The sequence below is a fragment of the Fuerstiella marisgermanici genome, from assembly GCF_001983935.1.
Classification (GTDB): Bacteria; Planctomycetota; Planctomycetia; order Planctomycetales; family Planctomycetaceae; genus Fuerstiella; species Fuerstiella marisgermanici.
Genome location: NZ_CP017641.1, coordinates 5,267,728 through 5,285,793 on the forward strand (window position 1 = coordinate 5,267,728; position 18,066 = coordinate 5,285,793).

General features: G+C 56.2%; 8 protein-coding genes. 2 read left to right on the forward strand and 6 right to left on the reverse strand.

Going from position 1 to position 18,066, the window contains the following annotated elements; genetic code table 11:
- Window positions 1-9: 9 nt before the first annotated feature.
- Entirely contained in the window at window positions 10-2,511 is a 2,502-nt protein-coding gene (locus tag Fuma_RS19660) for a CehA/McbA family metallohydrolase domain-containing protein (protein WP_077025622.1), read from the forward strand.
- A 507-nt stretch (window positions 2,512-3,018) separates the two neighbouring features.
- Here Fuma_RS19660 and Fuma_RS19665 read toward each other — a convergent pair.
- The 6 genes from Fuma_RS19665 to Fuma_RS19690 form a co-directional block, all read right to left on the reverse strand.
- Window positions 3,019-4,227: an efflux RND transporter periplasmic adaptor subunit gene (locus Fuma_RS19665; protein ID WP_077025623.1), complete on the reverse strand. Its 1,209-nt coding sequence runs from the start codon at window positions 4,225-4,227 to the stop codon at window positions 3,019-3,021.
- A 3-nt stretch (window positions 4,228-4,230) separates the two neighbouring features.
- On the reverse strand, window positions 4,231-6,591 hold the full coding sequence (locus tag Fuma_RS19670; protein ID WP_145944263.1) for an ABC transporter permease: 2,361 nt from the start codon (window positions 6,589-6,591) through the stop codon (window positions 4,231-4,233).
- Window positions 6,592-6,595: 4 nt separating this feature from the next.
- Entirely contained in the window at window positions 6,596-7,321 is a 726-nt protein-coding gene (locus tag Fuma_RS19675) for an ABC transporter ATP-binding protein (protein ID WP_077028433.1), read from the reverse strand.
- 431 nt (window positions 7,322-7,752) lie between these two features.
- Window positions 7,753-10,770 (reverse strand): HEAT repeat domain-containing protein, encoded by a 3,018-nt coding sequence (locus Fuma_RS19680; protein ID WP_077025624.1) that lies wholly within the window; start codon window positions 10,768-10,770, stop codon window positions 7,753-7,755.
- A gap of 97 nt (window positions 10,771-10,867) precedes the next feature.
- The gene (locus Fuma_RS19685) at window positions 10,868-14,119 is read right to left on the reverse strand and encodes a hypothetical protein (RefSeq protein WP_077025625.1); all 3,252 of its coding nucleotides are present in this window, start codon (window positions 14,117-14,119) and stop codon (window positions 10,868-10,870) included.
- Between the two features lie 166 nt (window positions 14,120-14,285).
- Window positions 14,286-15,560, reverse strand: a complete 1,275-nt coding sequence (locus Fuma_RS19690; protein WP_077025626.1) for a DUF1559 family PulG-like putative transporter — start codon at window positions 15,558-15,560, stop codon at window positions 14,286-14,288.
- Between the two features lie 901 nt (window positions 15,561-16,461).
- On the opposite strand from Fuma_RS19690, the gene Fuma_RS19695 reads away from it, so the two are divergent.
- Window positions 16,462-17,991: a sulfatase family protein gene (locus Fuma_RS19695; RefSeq protein ID WP_158521067.1), complete on the forward strand. Its 1,530-nt coding sequence runs from the start codon at window positions 16,462-16,464 to the stop codon at window positions 17,989-17,991.
- Window positions 17,992-18,066 lie beyond the last annotated feature (75 nt).

The window sequence follows — 18,066 nt, forward strand, 5'->3', positions numbered from 1 at the left end:
TCTTTGCAAATGATTAACGTTACAGGAACACAGAGTGTGTTGTGCGTGGTCCTGGCGCAATTGCTGTGGCTTGGCAGCATCCGGGGGGACGAGGGTTACGATTTCAAGGGCAAAAAGAATGCGTTCGCGTTTAACAAGGTGGATCGCCTGATCAATGGTCAACTGCTGGATAGCTCGGGTTACTACGAACCTTCGGTGACGACAGTCGGTAACTCTGTCCGCATCGCAATGCTGGAATTCGAACCCGGTGCCGGCGATCGCATTGTTACGGGGACACTGACCTCCGAGGGCACCTTGACAAACAGACGTGTGTTGACACGTGCAGCAGGACAGTATCGCAATCCGATAATTTCAGTCGATGGAAAGGGAATCCAGTGGCTCACGTTTGAATCGCTGCAGCAGGACGTCTGGAGCGTATTCGTTTGCAAGGAGCTGGCCGGTGGCGGCTTCGCAGACGCGACAAGAATCAGCGGACGTGGCGTATCGGCGATCAATCACGACGTGGCGGCATTGACGGATGGTGGAATCGCTGTCGTCTGGCAGGAAGACCAGGGCGGACAATGGGACGTCCGATTCGCTCGAACGAATCAGTCACCGGAACTGGCCAACAGAACTTCCCTGTCTCCCTCGACCGATGCTCGCTCGACTCATACCGCCTCGACGCTCGCCACGGAAAGGAAACGGGGGCAGGGCATGACAAACCTCTCTGCGACAAACCAACGGGGAGACTGGCGACCGGTGATCGCGGCCGGGCCGGACGGACGACTGTGTGTCGCATGGGACGCTTATGACGGTGAGAGCTTTTCGGTCCGGCTCGTTCGTTTCGACGGCGACCAATGGGGAGAACCATTTTTTGCGGCCCATTCCCGAGCTTTCGAAGGCCGAGCGGATCTGACCTTTGATGCTGCCGGAAGACTGTTTGTTCTGTGGGAAGAAGGCGGCTGGAACTGGGGCAAGGAGTATCGAGACTTCGAAAGCGAAACAAATACGCAGGGGCCGCTGCATCGATTTCGCTACATTCACGTTGCCGAGATTCGTGACGACAACCAGGTCGTTGCGCTGGGCCTGCCGTTGCCGTCCGTTCGTGAGGCGCGCAGTCGCGAGGACGTGATTGCCGAGCGCAATGAACTCGGCCTGTACTACGAACGCGGTCGCTTCGCTCTTGATGGAAGCGGTCAGTTGTGGGTGTTCTACCGCCATTACTTCTATCCGCAACTCGGCGTTACTCGCCAACCCGTTCATCACATTGAAGCGGGCTGGCGTTTGTATGGACGCTGCTTTCAGGATGGCAAGTGGTCCGGTCTGATTGGTCTGGAACCAAACCAGCGAGACGGAATGCAGCACCTTTCACTCACGCCAACCGAACACGGGCTGGCAGCTGTCTGGACCACAGGCCGAACTCACCGTGGCCGGGCGTCCGGGCCACAGGGAGTGGCAGTCGCGTTTCTGGACGACGAATCCAAAGACGCACTGGCACCGTTCGAACACGTTTCGGACCTGGCGGCGACCGATCATCCAGTCTCAATGGGTAACGGCCGGCGAGATAAGAAATTCGCACCGCAGTCCATCGACGGCAGGGACTATGAAGTCTATTTTGGAGATCTGCACCGTCACACGGATCTGTCGCTGTGCCGCGTTTATTTTGACGGCACATTGGATGACGCCTACCGCTACGCCATCGAAGCGGCGGAACTTGATTTCCTCGGCGTCACGGACCACGCGCGCGACATCAGCAATGGTGACGTCGGCAGCCAGTTGTGGTGGCGCAGTATCAAAGAGGTTACTCGGCACAGGCTGGAAGACACGTTCTTTCCAATGTTCGCTTACGAACGCAGTCACGGTGAGACGGACCACAACGTGATTTCACTCCGCAGTGATATGCTGCGTCCGTACAATCCTTCACTGAAAACGTTCTGGAATGAGATCGACGACGATACGTTCACGATTCCGCACAACCCCATCAGGCCGCTAAAGGCGTTCGCCTTTCATGATGATGAGAAACGTCCGTTGCTGGAGATCTATCAGGCCTGCCGCGACAACGCTATGCATGGAGAAGCCCACATTGGCCTGGATCAGGGATATCACATGGGCTTTATTGCCAGCAGCGATCACATGGCGACTCGAACAGCGTTCGCCTGCGTCTGGTCACCAAAGCGGAACCACGAAACAATATTTCGATCTCTGCAGGCAAGGCGTACGTACGCTGCCACGGCGAAGATCCGGCTGGTGTTTCGCACGGGGGACCACTGGATGGGCGAAATTGTCACGGCGCTGGAGATGCCGGAGTTTTCATTCGACATCGAGGCCGCCGCGCCGATTGATCGTGTCGCTGTCGTTCAGGATGGACGGGTTGTGAAGACACTGACACCCAACCGAAAAGACGCGATCGAATTCAGCGCGACATTTCGGCCGGAAGGCGATGTTAGAGAATCGCCGTACGTCTACATTCACGTGCTTCAGCAGAACGGTGATCAGGCCTGGTCGTCCCCAATCTGGCTGGAAACGCCGTGAGCCGTCAGCTATTTTGGTTCGCACGACAGAGTGGCATCCTGACATCGAAAAACAATTGCATGAAATATCAGGTTCTTTGTGGGTGAGGCATTAATTCGTTAGTTTTCGTGGGATGAAGGGAACAGATTTTCACGAACTGATTTTGGGGCTGGCTACGCCGTCGTTGCTGCTGTCGATCTAAGCGACGTCAACACTAGAAGGGCTGCCGGCAGGTGCAGCCGTTCGCGCCGCTGGCTAAGAACCCCTAACAAAACCTGAGTGAGCCGCGACGTTTGTGGTTTCGTTTCAGGCAAGAAGTGAGAAGGAGGCGACAAATGTCGTCGACGGCGAACGACGCCGCCTGAGGCGGAACCACAAGCGGCCCGGAGGGTTGCGACGACAGTAGCCGATCTGCAGCGTCAGCGCTCCTCGACGACATCTGTCGCCTCGTCACTTTTCCTTGCATCCCGACCACTGTCGTCACAACGCGGCCACACAGGTTTTGTTAGGGGTTCTAAATCAGCGTTCTTAGTCCCGTCGCCCCACCAGTGTTCCGATACTCACTCGGTCGCCGGGATACAGCACAACGCTGTCGCCTTCGGTCAATCCGTTCAGCACTTCCGCAGCGTCATCATTGCGGTGGCCGAGTTCCAGGGGTTGCAGTTCGGTAATGTTGTCTGAGCTGATAACAAAGACAGACCACTGGCCTCCTTCGCGAAACAACGCACCGGTCGGCACAGTCAGCACATCATCGGCTTCCCACCGCACGATGTCCGCCTCCACTCGAAAGCCGTCTCCCAGCACGGTACGAGTTTCCGGCGGATCGACAAAATCGATGATCACGTTGACTCGCTGCTCTTCAATTCCCAGAGCACTCACTTTCGTAAACGCGGAAGGCTCAACCAGACGCACCCGAGCTTCCAGAGATTTGTCGCCGCCCCATTCGTTCAGCATGACTCGAGCACCGGGCGGAATTTTCACGGCATCGGTGGATAGCACGTCGACCTCCACTTCCAGATCGGCGGGGTCGCCGAGTTCCATGATACGGTCGCCCGGTTTCACAATCGTGGCGCTCTCCTGGAAGACGCGGAGCACTCGACCGGAAATTGGCGACGTGATCGGAAAGCTCCACTCCGCAATTTCGGAGTTGTCGTCACTACTGTCCGTTCTCAGCAAAGCTGCTTTGGCCTGTGCGAGTTCGAATTCGGCTATCTCCACTTCAAAGCGAGCCGCGCTGTAATCGTTTTGAGCCTTGCGGAATGCAACCGTCTGGCGATTAAGTTCCTGTTCGGAAACGGCGTTTTTTTTCGCGAGCTGCTGCAGCCGCCCCATTTCCGCTTCTTCCAGATTTAGCGTTTCCAGCGCCGATGCGAGTCGCGGTCGGGCCTGGCTGACTCGCGCTTCAGCCGCCTTCACCCGTGCCTGAGCGAGCGCGATGGCGCGCGGATCCAGTAACGTGGGGTCTGTCGGTTCGATTGTGGTTAGATGCGTCTGTCTGGCAACAACTTCGTCGCCGGGATCGAGTCCAATTCGCACCAGCCGACCGCTAAGCGGAGCCGACACAACATAGCGTTCGCGAATGCGGGTGCGGCCATCGTCACTAATCGTCACCACCAGCGGCCCGCGTGCGATTGTGGCGACATCGACCAGCACTGGCTTGGGCTGCATGGCAAAGACCAACGCAGCAACGACGCCAGCGGCGATCAGAAAGACAAACATTCGTCGTAGCCAGATCATGCTCTATTCTTTCCCCTTCAACACCGCAAACAAATCCAGGTGATACAACCGCCGCCTGACCATCCAGCCTGAAGCGAAAGCGGCCAGCAACACAATGATGGCCGCCTGAGCGAACGTCCCGGTCGAAATCACCAGCGGAATGCGAAACAAGTCGGTCGCCAATGAGGTCGTCGTCAGCCAAACCATCGCATAACCGAACGCCAAACCGACCGGGATCGCCGCCAATGTCAGCAGCGCCAATTCGCCCAATAGAACGACCGAAACTTCGGCGTGAGTGAACCCCAACACGCGCATGGTGGCGAGTTCCCTGTCGCGTTCGGACAGCGTAATCCGAGCCGTGTTGTAGACGACTCCAGCGGCAATCACGATCGCAAAACCGATCACGAAACTCTGCATCTGCAGCTGACTGTCAGCCACCGTGCTGGTAAAACTGTCGATCGTCGCTTCCTTGGAATTGACGCCAACAACGTACGGGGTTTCCTTCAGAGATGCATACACGTCATCCAGATGTTCGGCGTCGACCGTCATCCACGCTCCTGTGATACGTGGTCCTTCGCGAGTGATGCGATTCACGAAATCTCGCGATGCGAAGGCATTCAAGCCCGACAAATCGTCGATGGTGCCCACGATGCGAGCCGACGTGACCGGACGTTCGCCTTCCAGAACTTCCACCACCACACTGTCACCGACGCGCGAGTTCAGCTTGCGGGCCAGCGCATCAGACACCACCAGCCCGTCCCGCGACAGGTCCTGATCGACTCCGTTTTGATTGACCACGCGGTACAACTGGCGCGTCTTTCCCATGCCTTGAATGGCCGTGCGATGCGAACGAGCACCGTTCCGTAATCGCACGGCGAGTCCTCGGAACGCTTCCACCTGACGGACGCCGGTGATGTGTTGAAAATCGTTAACGACATCAATACCAGTCGGTTCAAACAAACTGACCTGCAGGTCCTGACGCTGCACCTGGCGAAATTGAAAGTCGATCAGAAAGTCCATCGCGTCGTTCATAAAGTTGCCCAGCACCAGGATGCCGACAGCAGCCGAAATACCCAACACGGAGAACACGGCTTTCAACGGCTGTCGATGCAGTTGGCGAATGATCATCCGCCAGGCGGGAGACAACAAACGCTGCAGGCCCATTCGTTCAATGATCGTCTTGCTGAACTTGCCTGGTGGAGCAGGACGCATGGCTTCTGCCGGCGGAAGCTGGCTGGCGGCTCGTAGCGAATTCAACGTTCCCACCAGCGCCGCTGCGACGCTAAGCACCGCCGTGATCACGGCGGTCTGCAGATCAAACTGGAAATAGAAGATCGGAAATTTGAAGAACGCGGCATATAACGCCGCCATCCCGTGCCCCATCCAGACGCCAAACAGCGTTCCGGCGACCACGCCTGCAACTACAATCAGAGTCACCATTTTGCAGTAGTGCCAGCCAACTTCCAGGTTGTAGTATCCGAACGCCTTCAGCGCAGCGATCTGTTCTCGCTGCATTGCGATAACGCGCGTCATCACCATGTTCAGCAGGAACGCTGCCACCGCCATAAAAATGATCGGAGTCACCAGCCCCATTGCTTCCAATCCCGCCAGTTCGTCGGTGATGAAGCGATGCGACATGTGTTCATCGCGACCGTAACTACCGACGCCGCCCCAGTCATCGAGAAGATTGTCCAGCCGTCGAATCACGTCGTCTTCGCTGGCGCCGCGCATTAAAGTCAGCGACAGATCATTGGCTGCTCCTTCCATGTCGAAGGCCGCTTCCATTTCAGTTTCCGGCACCCAGAACAGGCCGAAGCGTTTGAAGTCGGGCAGCATATCGCCGGGATCCATCTCGACGATATATTCGGGCGACAACACAATTCCAACCATCGTCAGCTCGCGCAACCGTCCGTTCAGAATCGCTTCGACAGAGTCCCCCGGCTGAAAACTGTGTTCATTGGCGAACGATTCTCCAACCAGAACCTCCAGCCGCCCCGGTTCCGGAAGTCGACCGCGCCGCAGATACAACTGATTAAGTTTCGGCGTGCCGTGATCCGGTATGGAGATCAGTTTACCCACCGCTGGTTCAGGCAACCCCGGCACGATCAGGTTGACGTTTTGAACGATCCTTAAATCAGCTCGGGCGACACCAGGAATATGCTGCACTCGCGATTCGAGCGTACGCGGCCCACGTTTGAATCCGGCAAAGACCTGAGCAAACCGGTAGCGTTCGTAGTAGGCGGCTCGAGTTCCATCCAGTGTTTTCAGCGTGCTAAGAGACATCACAGACATCGCGACGCCGGACGCAATCACCAGCGCAATCGCTATCGCCTGGCCCTTCATGTCCAGTACGTTGCGAACAAGTTTGCGATTGATGGCCTTCAAGCAGTCACCACACAATCTCCGTCGCCGACCTCTTTGTTTCGTTCACTCGGACTTCCGAAATCCTGCCGTCCGAAACACTGATCACGCGGTCCGCCATTTCCGCAATCATCGCGTTGTGCGTAATCACGGCCGTCGTGGTTCCCATTTCACGGTTGATGCGTTCCAGCACTTCCAGCACGATGACTCCGGTTTTTGCATCGAGGGCTCCGGTCGGTTCATCGCAGAGCAGAACTTCGGGACGTTTGGCGATCGCTCGAGCAATCGCGACTCGCTGTTGTTCTCCACCGGACATTTGCGACGGAAAATGATCCAGCCGTTCGCCAAGTTCCACCATCCGCAAAGCTTCTTCCGGTGTCAGCGGATCGTCGGCGATTTCCGTCACGAGGGCGACATTTTCGCGGGCCGTCAGACTGGGAATCAGGTTATAAAACTGAAACACAAAGCCCACGTGCTCTCGACGAAATCGCGTCAGCTGAGTATCGCTGCCCGCCGTCAGATCTTCGTCCTGAAACATCACGTGCCCGGACGTCGGCGTGTCCAGACCGCCGAGAATGTTCAACAAGGTCGACTTACCGCTTCCCGACGGTCCCAGCAGCACCACCAGTTCGCCACGAAACAATTCCAGAGTCGCCCCGCGCAGCGCATGAACTTTCACTTCGCCCATTTCGTAGACCTTCGTCACGTCATGCGCGGAAAAAATGGGGATCGAGGGCGTGGCTGTTTTGCACATCAAGCTGTCGACTTTGCTCAGATCCGACTCGTTCATGCAGGATCCGGGTTTTCGGAAATTATGCAGGCATGATGATCGACGATCCGGCACACCAACGCCAGCCCCAGTCCGGTTCTTGGCCCGCCCTGTTCAAACCTGCCCAACGCAGTGCTCGGCCCCTTGATGCAGCGTGTCAGAATGCCACATCAGAGGACTCGTCGAAGGGCGTTTCGCGCCGTCAATCGCAGACCACTGAAGCAGACTTCGACAGCGTGGGTATCACCAGATACAGAACCGTAACTTCCGGACAGCTGGTGTTCGACTGGCATTGCAGGCGTAGCAGTTTCCAAATGACAGATCGGGGGCGTGCGGCGTCTTACCATGTTTGCCGACCGCGTTTGCTCATGCGACGCACTGCCGTAACCCGGAATTTCGTTCCAGAAACGCGTCCTCTACTTCAGTGGGTACTTGGCGAGTACCCGATCAGCAGACATGTCAACGACGCAGAAGCCGTTGCTCTCGGCATAGCACATGCCGACGATTTTCCCGTCGACGGAGAACGAATACCGTTCGGGACGATCTGCAGGTCGAGCCGTCAGATTCTTCGATGTCTTGAAGTCTTCACTGCAGGACGCCAAAACCATCTTGCTGGTGATGACATTTAGTCGCGTGGTCGTCGCTTCAAACTTAAGCCCCACGATGCGGCCTTCGCCACTAAATGGCTGGCCCAACACCTCTAATTCGTTTGTGTCGATGACGATGACCTTGCCTGACGACGTGCCTACGGCAAGGTTGACTCCCGTCGAATCAATCGCCAGCGCCGTGACCGCGACGCCGGGTAGTTCGATGATTTTTCCTATATCCAGTCGACCAATCGCCTTTCCATCGCTAAGCGACACGACTTTCAGAAATCCTCGCGGCGTTCCCACAAAGGCCAGCGACGCATCCGGACTGACGGCAAGGGAATCATTCTCGCCAAAATCGGCAATGGTGAATCTCAAACCTTGCCGACCCGATTCCAAATCAACCAGGACCGCATCACCAGTCGTCGCACACAGCACAGCTTTGCTGCCGTCAGGCGTACGAGCCATCCGGTGACTGCTGACATTTTCCAGCGTCGACGGCGACAGCGCATCATTTCGTTTGTCTGCGATGGTCTTTGAATCCAACTGAAACGATTTCGAGCCAGACAGCACAAGCGCATTGCCATTTTGCTGATACACAATTCCGTCGCCGCCGGCATCGGCTTGAAGACGAACCGTGCATGCCCCCGAGTTCAGGTCCCAGACTTCGATCACATTGTACTTGCGTGCAATGCTGGCCTGCGTTCCGTCGTTGCTGATCGCGATGGCTCGCACATCCGAAATCGGGAAGTCCGGTTCTGACGCGAAGTCCATCGTCCTAAACGCAAAGTATCCGGCCGCAGGTACCACAAGAGCCACCACCGCTGCCAGTACCATTGTTCCTCCGGGCAATGCACCAGCAACAGCGCTGGGCATCAGGGTCGAGGTCAACTTTTTCAACTGGTTGGTCAACCTCGCTTTTCGAAATTTATGGCCCAGCTTGGTCAGCGCTGCCTCGGCTCCGCGGCGCACCATGCCTTCTTTGTCGTCAAGCAGGTTTTGCAGTGGCTCCGGGTTGGCCAATTCACCAATTTCTCCCAGCGCGTTGCAGGCGTGATAGCGCACCTCCGGCGCACGGTCCTTTAGCTGAGCCAGCAATGCGGGTACCGCCTTCTTCTGCTTCAACTTCCCCAATGCAATCACAGCCTGACACTTCACAGCGCGTTCGTCATGCAACGCTTCCTCAAGAGCGCTAAGCGCTTTTGCGTCCTGCAGTTCGCCCAAAGATCGTGCTGCAGCAGCCCGTACACTCTCGTCAGAATCCTTGCTCAGCACTTTACGCAGCGTCGGCAGGACGGCCGGTTCTGCAAGTTGCCCCAAAGCTTCGGTGGCCAGACGGCGGGTTTCGTGGTTGTCGTCCTCAAGGAAGGGCAGCAACATTTTCGCTCCCTTTCGATTTTTCAATCGCCGCAATGTTGTGATCGCTCGCTGCTGCAGAGCCACATTGCCAGACTTGAGATACTTCCGTAGTGTTACCAAAGCGTCATCGGTCCCACCTTTGGACAGAACTTCCAACAGGTATCCGATGGTGTCGGGATCGGTCTCGACGTTTAAAGTTCTGGAAGCCGCGGCCGCCACTTCCGGGCCGTCAACAGTCATCAGCGTTCTTGCGGCGCTACGCCGTACGGTCGCGTGCTTGTCCTGCAGCGCTTCGGCCAGAAGCGAGACACTTCGGGGACTGCTAATTTTGGCCAGGCCCGCAGCAGCAGCCGCTCGAACCCTGGCGGACGGATCAATCATGCTTTTATTAAGCAACCGCACCGTCTGCTTTTCTTCCGTGTTCACCAACGCTTCAATCGCGGCGACTCGAATTTCAGCGGCTTTGTGTCTTGTCAGGCTGGCATACATTTTTAACAAATCACTGCCCCGAAGCGTGGACAATAGATGGAGCGCTAACGCTCCAGTGTCCGCGTCTTTGACTGTCTTCAGAATCGCCATTAGCGGTTCAGTAAGACGTGCACATTGCTCCTGATCCAGCTCCTGCAATTCTGTCAGCATCACGGTTCGGCTGCGGACGTTGGCGGTTCCCATCGCAACCAATGGAGCGATCGTTTCCGGATGGCCCAACTGCAGCAAACTGCGCGCGGCTGCATCGGCGACTTCGGGCGAAGTGTCGCTCAGCATATCCAACAAAGCGATGCTGGACGACGCATGATCAATCAGGCCGAACCCGGTGGCGCATGCCTGCCGGATCCTGGGATGGCGCCGGTTGGCAAAGTCCCGCAATGAATCAATCGCGGCAGCTGAACCGGTTTTCGCAACGGCGTGCAACTGAGCCACCTTGTCGTCGATCTTCTCCGCTGCGGTTTCTTCCAGCCTTTTAATGGCTTTGGTTAATGATCGAGGAATTTTCTGAGCAACCGGCTCCTGCCTGGAACGCAGCTCGGCCCTGGCGTCTTCGGCCAACTGCTGGAACCGCCGGAGCGCCAACTCACGCCTCTGCTGCACATTGACTTCCATTGAACTCGAATCCGAGGCGACTTTCGGCGGGGCCACCAGCACGACATCGTCTGCGGGTTCCGCTGCTGATACGTTGCCAGAGATTTCAGCAGGCTTGTCGTCGGCGATCAGAACTCCTGCCGTCTCAGGTAACGGAAGAACCGAACGTCGCTGACTCGGCTTGTCTGTGTTCGCAGACGAATCGTCCTCGATCATGAATAGCGCAAGGTCATCCGCACCGGCCTCGACCACACTGTCGCTTGAGGGCGGGTGGACGGCCTTCGCAGATTCGTAGCCCGGGGCTCCTGTTGCAGTCGAGTCCCCCCGAACATCTTCGTGACCGTTTCGCGAATAGAGTCCTCGATTGCGAACGCCGAATTGGCTTCCGCGTCGTTCTGTCTGAGGCATCTTTTAAAGTCTTTCGGTGAACTATCACTTACCTGTGTTACCTTCGTTGCACTGAAAGACATTCCTCCAGTGCAGTAGCTTCGCCTCCCATTGCGACCTAGCGCGATTTCCGTGTGGATCTTTCCGCATCATTTAGAAACGCGGAAACGTCCCAAGTGCGAATTCGATTTTCTTCGCCGATGGTGACCAGAAAACGGGCGTTCGGCGACATCGCCAGCCCTGTAATGGGGCCTGCCTGAGCTGCAAAATGCCGCGGTGGGCGGTTCAACGAACTCAGTTCCCAGACCCAAACATTTCCCTCGCGATCACCGGCCAACGCCCACTTGCCGTCTGGAGAAAACACGGCCGCCGGGCGGCGATCGTCGACGTTCGGAAGCGGTTGACTGCCTTGAAGGCTGCCTGTGCGAGCGTCAAGAACCGCGAAGCCCTTGCTACCGATGACTGCCAGTTGTGAAGACTGCTGGTCCACGAAAACCATCGGAGTGGCGGTCATTTCTGTTTCCAGCATGGGCTGTTGTGAGTCGACCACCTTCACGTCTTCCTGAGGCCAACCGTCTTTTGATTTTTGCCAGAACCGAATTTGATATGGGCTTTGTCTGGACGTGTGGTGACCATACGTCACCAGAAGCTTACCATCGGGCGAAGGCAGCAAGTGTGTCGCGCCGGCGATACTGCGATGAGGATCAAATGCATCCACATTCCAGGCACCTTCCATCCGTTCAGCATCGATTTCTGATCGCACCTGTAACGTGGGAGATTCCAGTTCCAGCAGACGGCATTGCGTTCGTTCGCGAACGGCAACGAACAATGATCCACCGTCAGGTGACCACGCCATCGCCGAAGTCACGCCCTCGAACGCATCAATCCCCTCATGCTTGAAGTCCGATGTCACACCGACCATTTGTACCACATTGCCAGCCGTGCCCGGCGCGCCGGCCATACCGATTGCCAGGTGCGTCGATTGAGGCGACATTTGAAATAACACCGGCCTCGTTAACAGTTGCGAGGGGGATTGGTCTGTGACCAAACGACCATCCGACAGCCTCATCCTTCCGTAGAACGGCTCCGAAAATAAAGAGCCAGAGTTCACTTCAAGCACCAAATTCGTCAATTCACCGGGAACCTGCCAGGTGCGGAGTTTCGTCTCCGTAGCCACGTCCCACACGGCCACAGGGCGTGTTGGCCCTCCAGCTCGTAAAGGCAAAGACCTGCGTGCCTGAGCCGTCGCCAGAATTGCACCGTCGTTGCTCACAGACATAACAACACGCTGCAACGGCCGACTCTGAAAATCGAATTCAGATTGCAGTTCTCCCGTTTTGACTGGAGTTACCTCGTCGTAGCTCTTGTCGACCGCAACTTCTCGTTCCGGCTTCAAACCAAAAATCTTCTGACGAATGGCATCTTGAGTTGCCGAATCCTTAGCGACTCGCAATTGATGCTCGTACAGCGCCAATACGGGGTCCGCAGGCCGCAATCCGGATAACGATTCATCAACATCGGCAAGGTTTGGGTTCGCTCGAACGATCGGACGAGGATTAGCGCGCTGGCCCGGCATGAGTTCATCGCGTTCGACTAGTTCCTTGGAATTTAAAACAGAATCGACGGGCAGTTGTAAGGTCTGATTGGCGGCGTTGTGGCCAGCGACCACAGGAATATGTGACAGCTTTGCCAGACGATTGTCGGCAATAGAAAACAGGCCGGCAGGTGTCGTGAAGATGTCCGCAACCGGGCTGTTGTGGAGTTTTTCTGTTTGCTGGATCTGACTTCGCTTCAGATCGAAAGTCGCAAGCGTGCCGTTAGAGCGACCGAAATACAGCAGGGTTCGGTCATCATTAAGCTCCAGCGAGGTGACGGCTCCGTCTCTATCGTGGGCTTCCGGAGCAAACACAATCTGGAAGTTCGTGTCGTTCCCATCTTCATCGACTCCCTTGACGGCATCGCCGCCTGGCAAGGCCAGCTTAAAGATTCGACCGTCGGCAAGCCCCACAAGGATCTGCTTTAACTGCTCGTTGACAATTCCGCAGACAGGCTGAGTGTCATCAAGTTGCGCTGCTGTAATCGATTGCAGTACCTGTCCGGAAGCGGTATCGAAAACGGTAACCACTTCGTCTTTTGTCACGGCCACTCCGAAGGCCCGGTGGCCGCAAATCTTCAGGCTTAACACGCGAGCTCTTGGCAACTCCACGGTGTGCAGCGGCTTAGCGGTAGTAGTTTTGGTTTCCGGGGATTTTGCCTGGGCTTCGGTGATGTCCAAAGGGCTGACGGGCGGATGCACCACCTGAGCCATCTCCCAGATTTTACATACCCCGCCGCCATCCACGGTCAGCAGGCGTTGGTCATTGATCGTTTTCAGAACAACAACGGACGCGTCAGAAACACGTGTGGGGTTAGCGTGCTCATCCTGCCATGCAAATAAATCCTGGGCGTAAAGATCCCAGTCCGTGAGGTCTGCATTGCTGCGAGCGATCACTCGGCCGTCTTCCGTGCCCGCCAATACGACATTCCCCGACGGAATGAATTCCAGACAGGAAATGGTTCCCGGAAGATTGCTGAGGTAACGTGTCGTGACGTCCGGCTTGAGTAGCCGTTGTTGCTGCATGCGAGCAGCCATTGGTACGGCTGTCGGAATTGGCAACGGTGGCATCACCTGAGTATCCAGCACAGCCAAACGGCTCGCCCCAAACGAAGCGGCAATCCTGCGGCCGTCCTGCGTGGCTGCGACGTAAAAACGCTTCGCAAGTTGGTTGCGAAGCCGGTACCACGCTTCGGCAGCAATCGCATTGCGTCCGGTTTGAGTCATTACCTGACGTGCGGCAGGAGAAGTGCCACGACGAGCAACCTTCTCTTTCGCCACGTCGTCGGTTTTGAGTTTGTCCAGCAACGACATCCCGGCTGCGGCAGCACTCTCTTTTCGATCTTTGCTAGCCTCGACTTGCGCTGTCGATTTCCCGCCCACAGTGACAACCGCGTCGTCCTGCGTTCCGACAGCTACGCCCTTGAGCACCGATGCGGGCTGCTCTGCGGATTCCGCAGCAATTGCAGGTTGATCATTCGTGGTAAGTTTGACAGTGTCTGCGGAAGGTCCGGTACCATCAGCCTTCCGAACGCCAGGAAGCTCGGTCGTGATTGATTCCGGTTGTTGACCTGACTGAGAGTCATTCGACACCGCTTCGGCTAACGAATCCGCATGTGGGATAGCCGCTTCGTCCGTGTCCGATTCTGCTTTCGGAGCCGACTTCGCTCGAACATTTGCCAGCCCCGGAGGCGGTGTGCTGAAGTCTTCGCCCCCGCAACCGGCCAGGCAAAACGACACCAACGTAAACGCAGCAATATGGAAAGTGAGTTTCACGGAAGTTCAGCCCTTTAAGCGGAAGCTATTCGAGCGAAATGCCCCGAACCCGCAAAAAGAAAACCGACCGACTTATCTGCCAGGCATTAAGTCGGTCGTCATCGGTACATTTCAAGACCGCATGTCGCGACCACCTCGAATCGGCAGCCACGCAGCATGGCAACAGTTACTCAAAGTTTCCTTTGCTAACTCCTCCGTCAGACAGGTTCATACCGAAGTAAACATCGAAGGCATTCACTTCGCACAAAGCACTGGTGTATCCGTCGGTGTCTGCAGTACCGGTGGTCGCCGCAAAACCAGGATTGAAGTAATTGTCACCATTGCTGTCTCGCAGCACTTTTACGCTGCCATCTGCCATCAGGACGTTAGGCTGATTTCGGTGTACGGCGTAGAAGTCACGCGTGTCCTGCAGCACCAGTTCGCCAGCGGCACCCGTTCCCGATGAGCCACCAGCTGAATAGTTACCTTCCACCACAACTTCGCCTTCGGTCGGGTAGCCGCTGGGAATGTAGTTGGCGAGGACTTCGCCATCGAGATCGCCCTTGTCCATCAGGCGGATACGATTGTTTGCGTCGTCCCAGTAAGCCGGACCATCGTTAAAGGATTCGCCCAGTCGGGCACCGTTGAACAGGTCAGCATTCAAAGGAACGCCGCTTGGATCACCCAGCGACAGAATCGCTTCTTTCGCATCACCAGGAGCAGCATCAGCCAGCAAAGCCACGTTGCTGGACGGAACGTCAGACGTTTCCATCACAGACAGCTTGAGTGGGCCTTTGGAAGCCTGAAAGTCTTTGCACTTCCTGCCCTTGACGGTGCCTTCGACCAAACCATCCGGGTCGTTAGGCGCAGCCAGCAGGACGCCGCTACGAACCATGTGCCAGCTTGACGCATAGTTCGTATTGAAGCCAGCCTCGATCGTTTGTTTGACGATATTGTCGTGAGCAGCACCAGGAGTGATTGTGTAGACACCACCAGCAACTGTCATCGTCCCGGAATCAACGCACTTTTTGATGAATCCGCCAACCCCATCGCGGTCAGCCGGAGCCTTCGACGTGTTCGACGTATTAACGGTCCCCAGCATGTCGTTTAGCTTTTCCAGGCCTTTGATAACGTTGGAAGGGCACAGCATGTTGCCCGGTCGACCGCCATTAATACTGACGATGTCTGCAACCCAGCCAAACTGAGTTGGGTCGCCATCGCGAACAAAGTCGTACGCTCCGGAGCAGATGCGATCGTAGCGATCATTCTCTGCGAATGCGTAAAGGGCGATTCCCATTTGACGCAGGTTATTCTTGCATTGTGTGCTGCGAGCAGCTTCTCGTGCCGACTGAATCGCAGGCAGAATCAACGCCATCAGAATGGCGATAATGCTGATAACGACCAGCAGTTCGATCAACGTAAAACCGCGACGAGCGGCTTGCTTAAGAGGGGTCTTCTTCATGTGTTCTTAACCTTACCAAATGCCTATCAGAGGAAAGTATCGGGAGTCGATTTTGACTCCATGCCAAAGTGCGGCAGCGCCACATCGTTTTGCTAAGCACGCCAATACGGGAATGCGGCTTATCTCGATTTCGGCCCACCCCCGCAGTGAGCAACAGAAACTAACCGTTCCGAAAGCCGTCGAGCTGATCAGACTCATTGGCGACGTTCTGAAAATCCGTTAAGCGGCCCCGTTGGATTTCAATAACGACCGGAACCAAATGGCGGGAAGGGTCGCACTGACCTATGAGTTTTGAATGAAGCATCCATGAATCATTAAGACTCCATCTTCACACTCAGGATCCCATCGCCCGCGACGGATTGCCGTGCGAGTGACTTGGCGGGAAGTCTCGTTAGATGCGTGAAGGTTCAGTTAAGGAAGGGTGAAGATTCCACGAGCAGCAAGGAAAGCGAGGGCGGAGGCGAAGCTTGCCTGCGACGCAAAGCAGGCACTCACCGCACACTTCGTCGTGGCTGCGGTGGCGATAATGATTGGCTTCGGCATAGGTCCCGCAGTGCGACAACGTCAGCAAAATCGTGCGATTGAGCCGCCACGATTGGCCTGTCACTTTTCGTCACGTGCCTTTGACCCAAACGCTGCTGAGTTGTGCGTGGTTGCCGCCGGAAAATAGAATGAAAGTCAACGAGACTTTTCTGTTCGCGTAAGCCGGATGACCAGCATGCGGTTGCCAGCCCGGCCCGCTGCTCCTTTCGTGAACCACATTGCGGCTTAGGAACCAGTCAACGTGCGAGTCACCAATTGCGATTCGACAAACTCACTTAACCCAGCTGTCGCGAGGAAGGTGCTCGTGCCTTTATTACAGCGAAGCAAACTTCGGCAAGCCGTCAGTGCAATGCTTGCAATGGCCGCTCTGAATCTTTTGCTGGTTTCCACGGTGGCTGCAAACGCTTCCACTAATCCCCAAAGCCGTCCCAACATTGTGGTCATACTGGCGGACGACATGGGCTATGGTGATGTCGGCGTTCTTAACCACGACAGCAAGATCCTCACGCCTAATCTGGATCGGCTGGCCAGAGAAGGTGTAATCTTTACCGATGCGCATGCTGCAGGATCGTATTGCGTTCCCTCGCGCTATGGCCTGTTGACCGGCCGGTATATGTGGCGCACCCGGTTGGGATCGGGTGGCAATCTGGCCAACTTTGCAGGCACGCTGATTGAACCCGGCCGGAAGACGATCGCGGATCTACTTCGAGAAGCCGGATATCTCACTGGTTTGGTCGGGAAATGGCACCAGGGGATCGATTGGAAGCTGCGAGATGAAAGCGCGCGGGACGTGATTCGCGAACATCCCAACTATCAGGATTTTGACAACATCGACTTCGCGTCCCCCGTGGTGAAAGGGCCCCGGGATTACGGGTTTGACTATTCCTTCGCGACCGCCGGGTCGGCGGAGATGAATCCATCGACGTTTATCGAAAACAATCGGGCGACGATCATCCCGACTCTGTCTTCGCAGGAAGCAACGGAACTGTATGGTGAATGGTACGGTCGAGATGACAACATCATTGCCGCTGGCCACACCATGGATCGCCTCGTCCCAACTCTGTCGGCCAAAGCGTGCGAGTTTATTGAAACGGCAACACGCACCCGTCCGCATCAACCGTTTTTCCTCTACTACGCGATGACGACGCCGCACAATCCAATCGTCCCCAATAAGGAATTCGTCGGTCGCAGTCAGGCTGGGGCGTATGGAGATTTCGTGGTTGAACTGGATCACCACGTGGGCAGGCTTCTGAGCAGGATCGCGGAACTCGGCATCGAAAAGAATACGCTGGTGATCTTCACCAGCGACAACGGACCGGTGAATCGAACCCGAGGCTATCACGCCAAATGGGTTCGTGGCGACACCGCTATCTACGGGCACGATTCGAACGGCCCCTTCCAGGGCTGGAAGGCGGGCTTGAAAGAGGGTGGACATCGTGTCCCATTCTTCGTTCGATGGCCTGAGAAGATCGCAGCGAACGAGGCTTGCGCAACGACGATCGTGTTCAATGACGTAATCCCAACCCTTGCAGAGATGCTAAATATCGAGCTGGACGAGAACACGGCCGAAGACGGCAAGAGTTTCTTCAAGGCACTAACAGCAGAAGCGCGACCCGAGTCGTTTCACGAAGCGATCGTGCACAATCAGAGCAATGGCACGTTTGCCATCCGCAAGGGATCGTTCAAGCTCACGGTCAATGGCCCGAAAACCGTCGATCAGCTATTGGATGACGCCTTTCCAGTGTCCTTCGTTCTCCACGATTTGACCAATGACGCTGAAGAAACCACCGATGTGTCGCGAAGCCATCCGCAGATAGTGCAGGAACTGCATGCCCTGCTGAAAAAGACTTGTGCTGAGACGGACAACAGCGAAACGTTGGCTCCGTGAATAACCGAAACCGGTTGGCTCAGCCTCAAGGTGTAAAAGACAACTCGTGGGCGATGCACGGCTTTCCCAAACTTC

Coding starts and splice junctions, on each gene's coding strand:
- Fuma_RS19665 (WP_077025623.1), bottom strand. CDS start 4,227: ATGATCTGGCTACGACGAATGTTTGTCTTTCTGATCGCCGCTGGCGTC.
- Fuma_RS19675 (WP_077028433.1), bottom strand. CDS start 7,321: ATGTGCAAAACAGCCACGCCCTCGATCCCCATTTTTTCCGCGCATGAC.
- Fuma_RS19690 (WP_077025626.1), bottom strand. CDS start 15,560: ATGAAGAAGACCCCTCTTAAGCAAGCCGCTCGTCGCGGTTTTACGTTG.
- Fuma_RS19660 (WP_077025622.1), top strand. CDS start 10: ATGATTAACGTTACAGGAACACAGAGTGTGTTGTGCGTGGTCCTGGCG.
- Fuma_RS19680 (WP_077025624.1), bottom strand. CDS start 10,770: ATGCCTCAGACAGAACGACGCGGAAGCCAATTCGGCGTTCGCAATCGA.
- Fuma_RS19695 (WP_158521067.1), top strand. CDS start 16,462: ATGGCCGCTCTGAATCTTTTGCTGGTTTCCACGGTGGCTGCAAACGCT.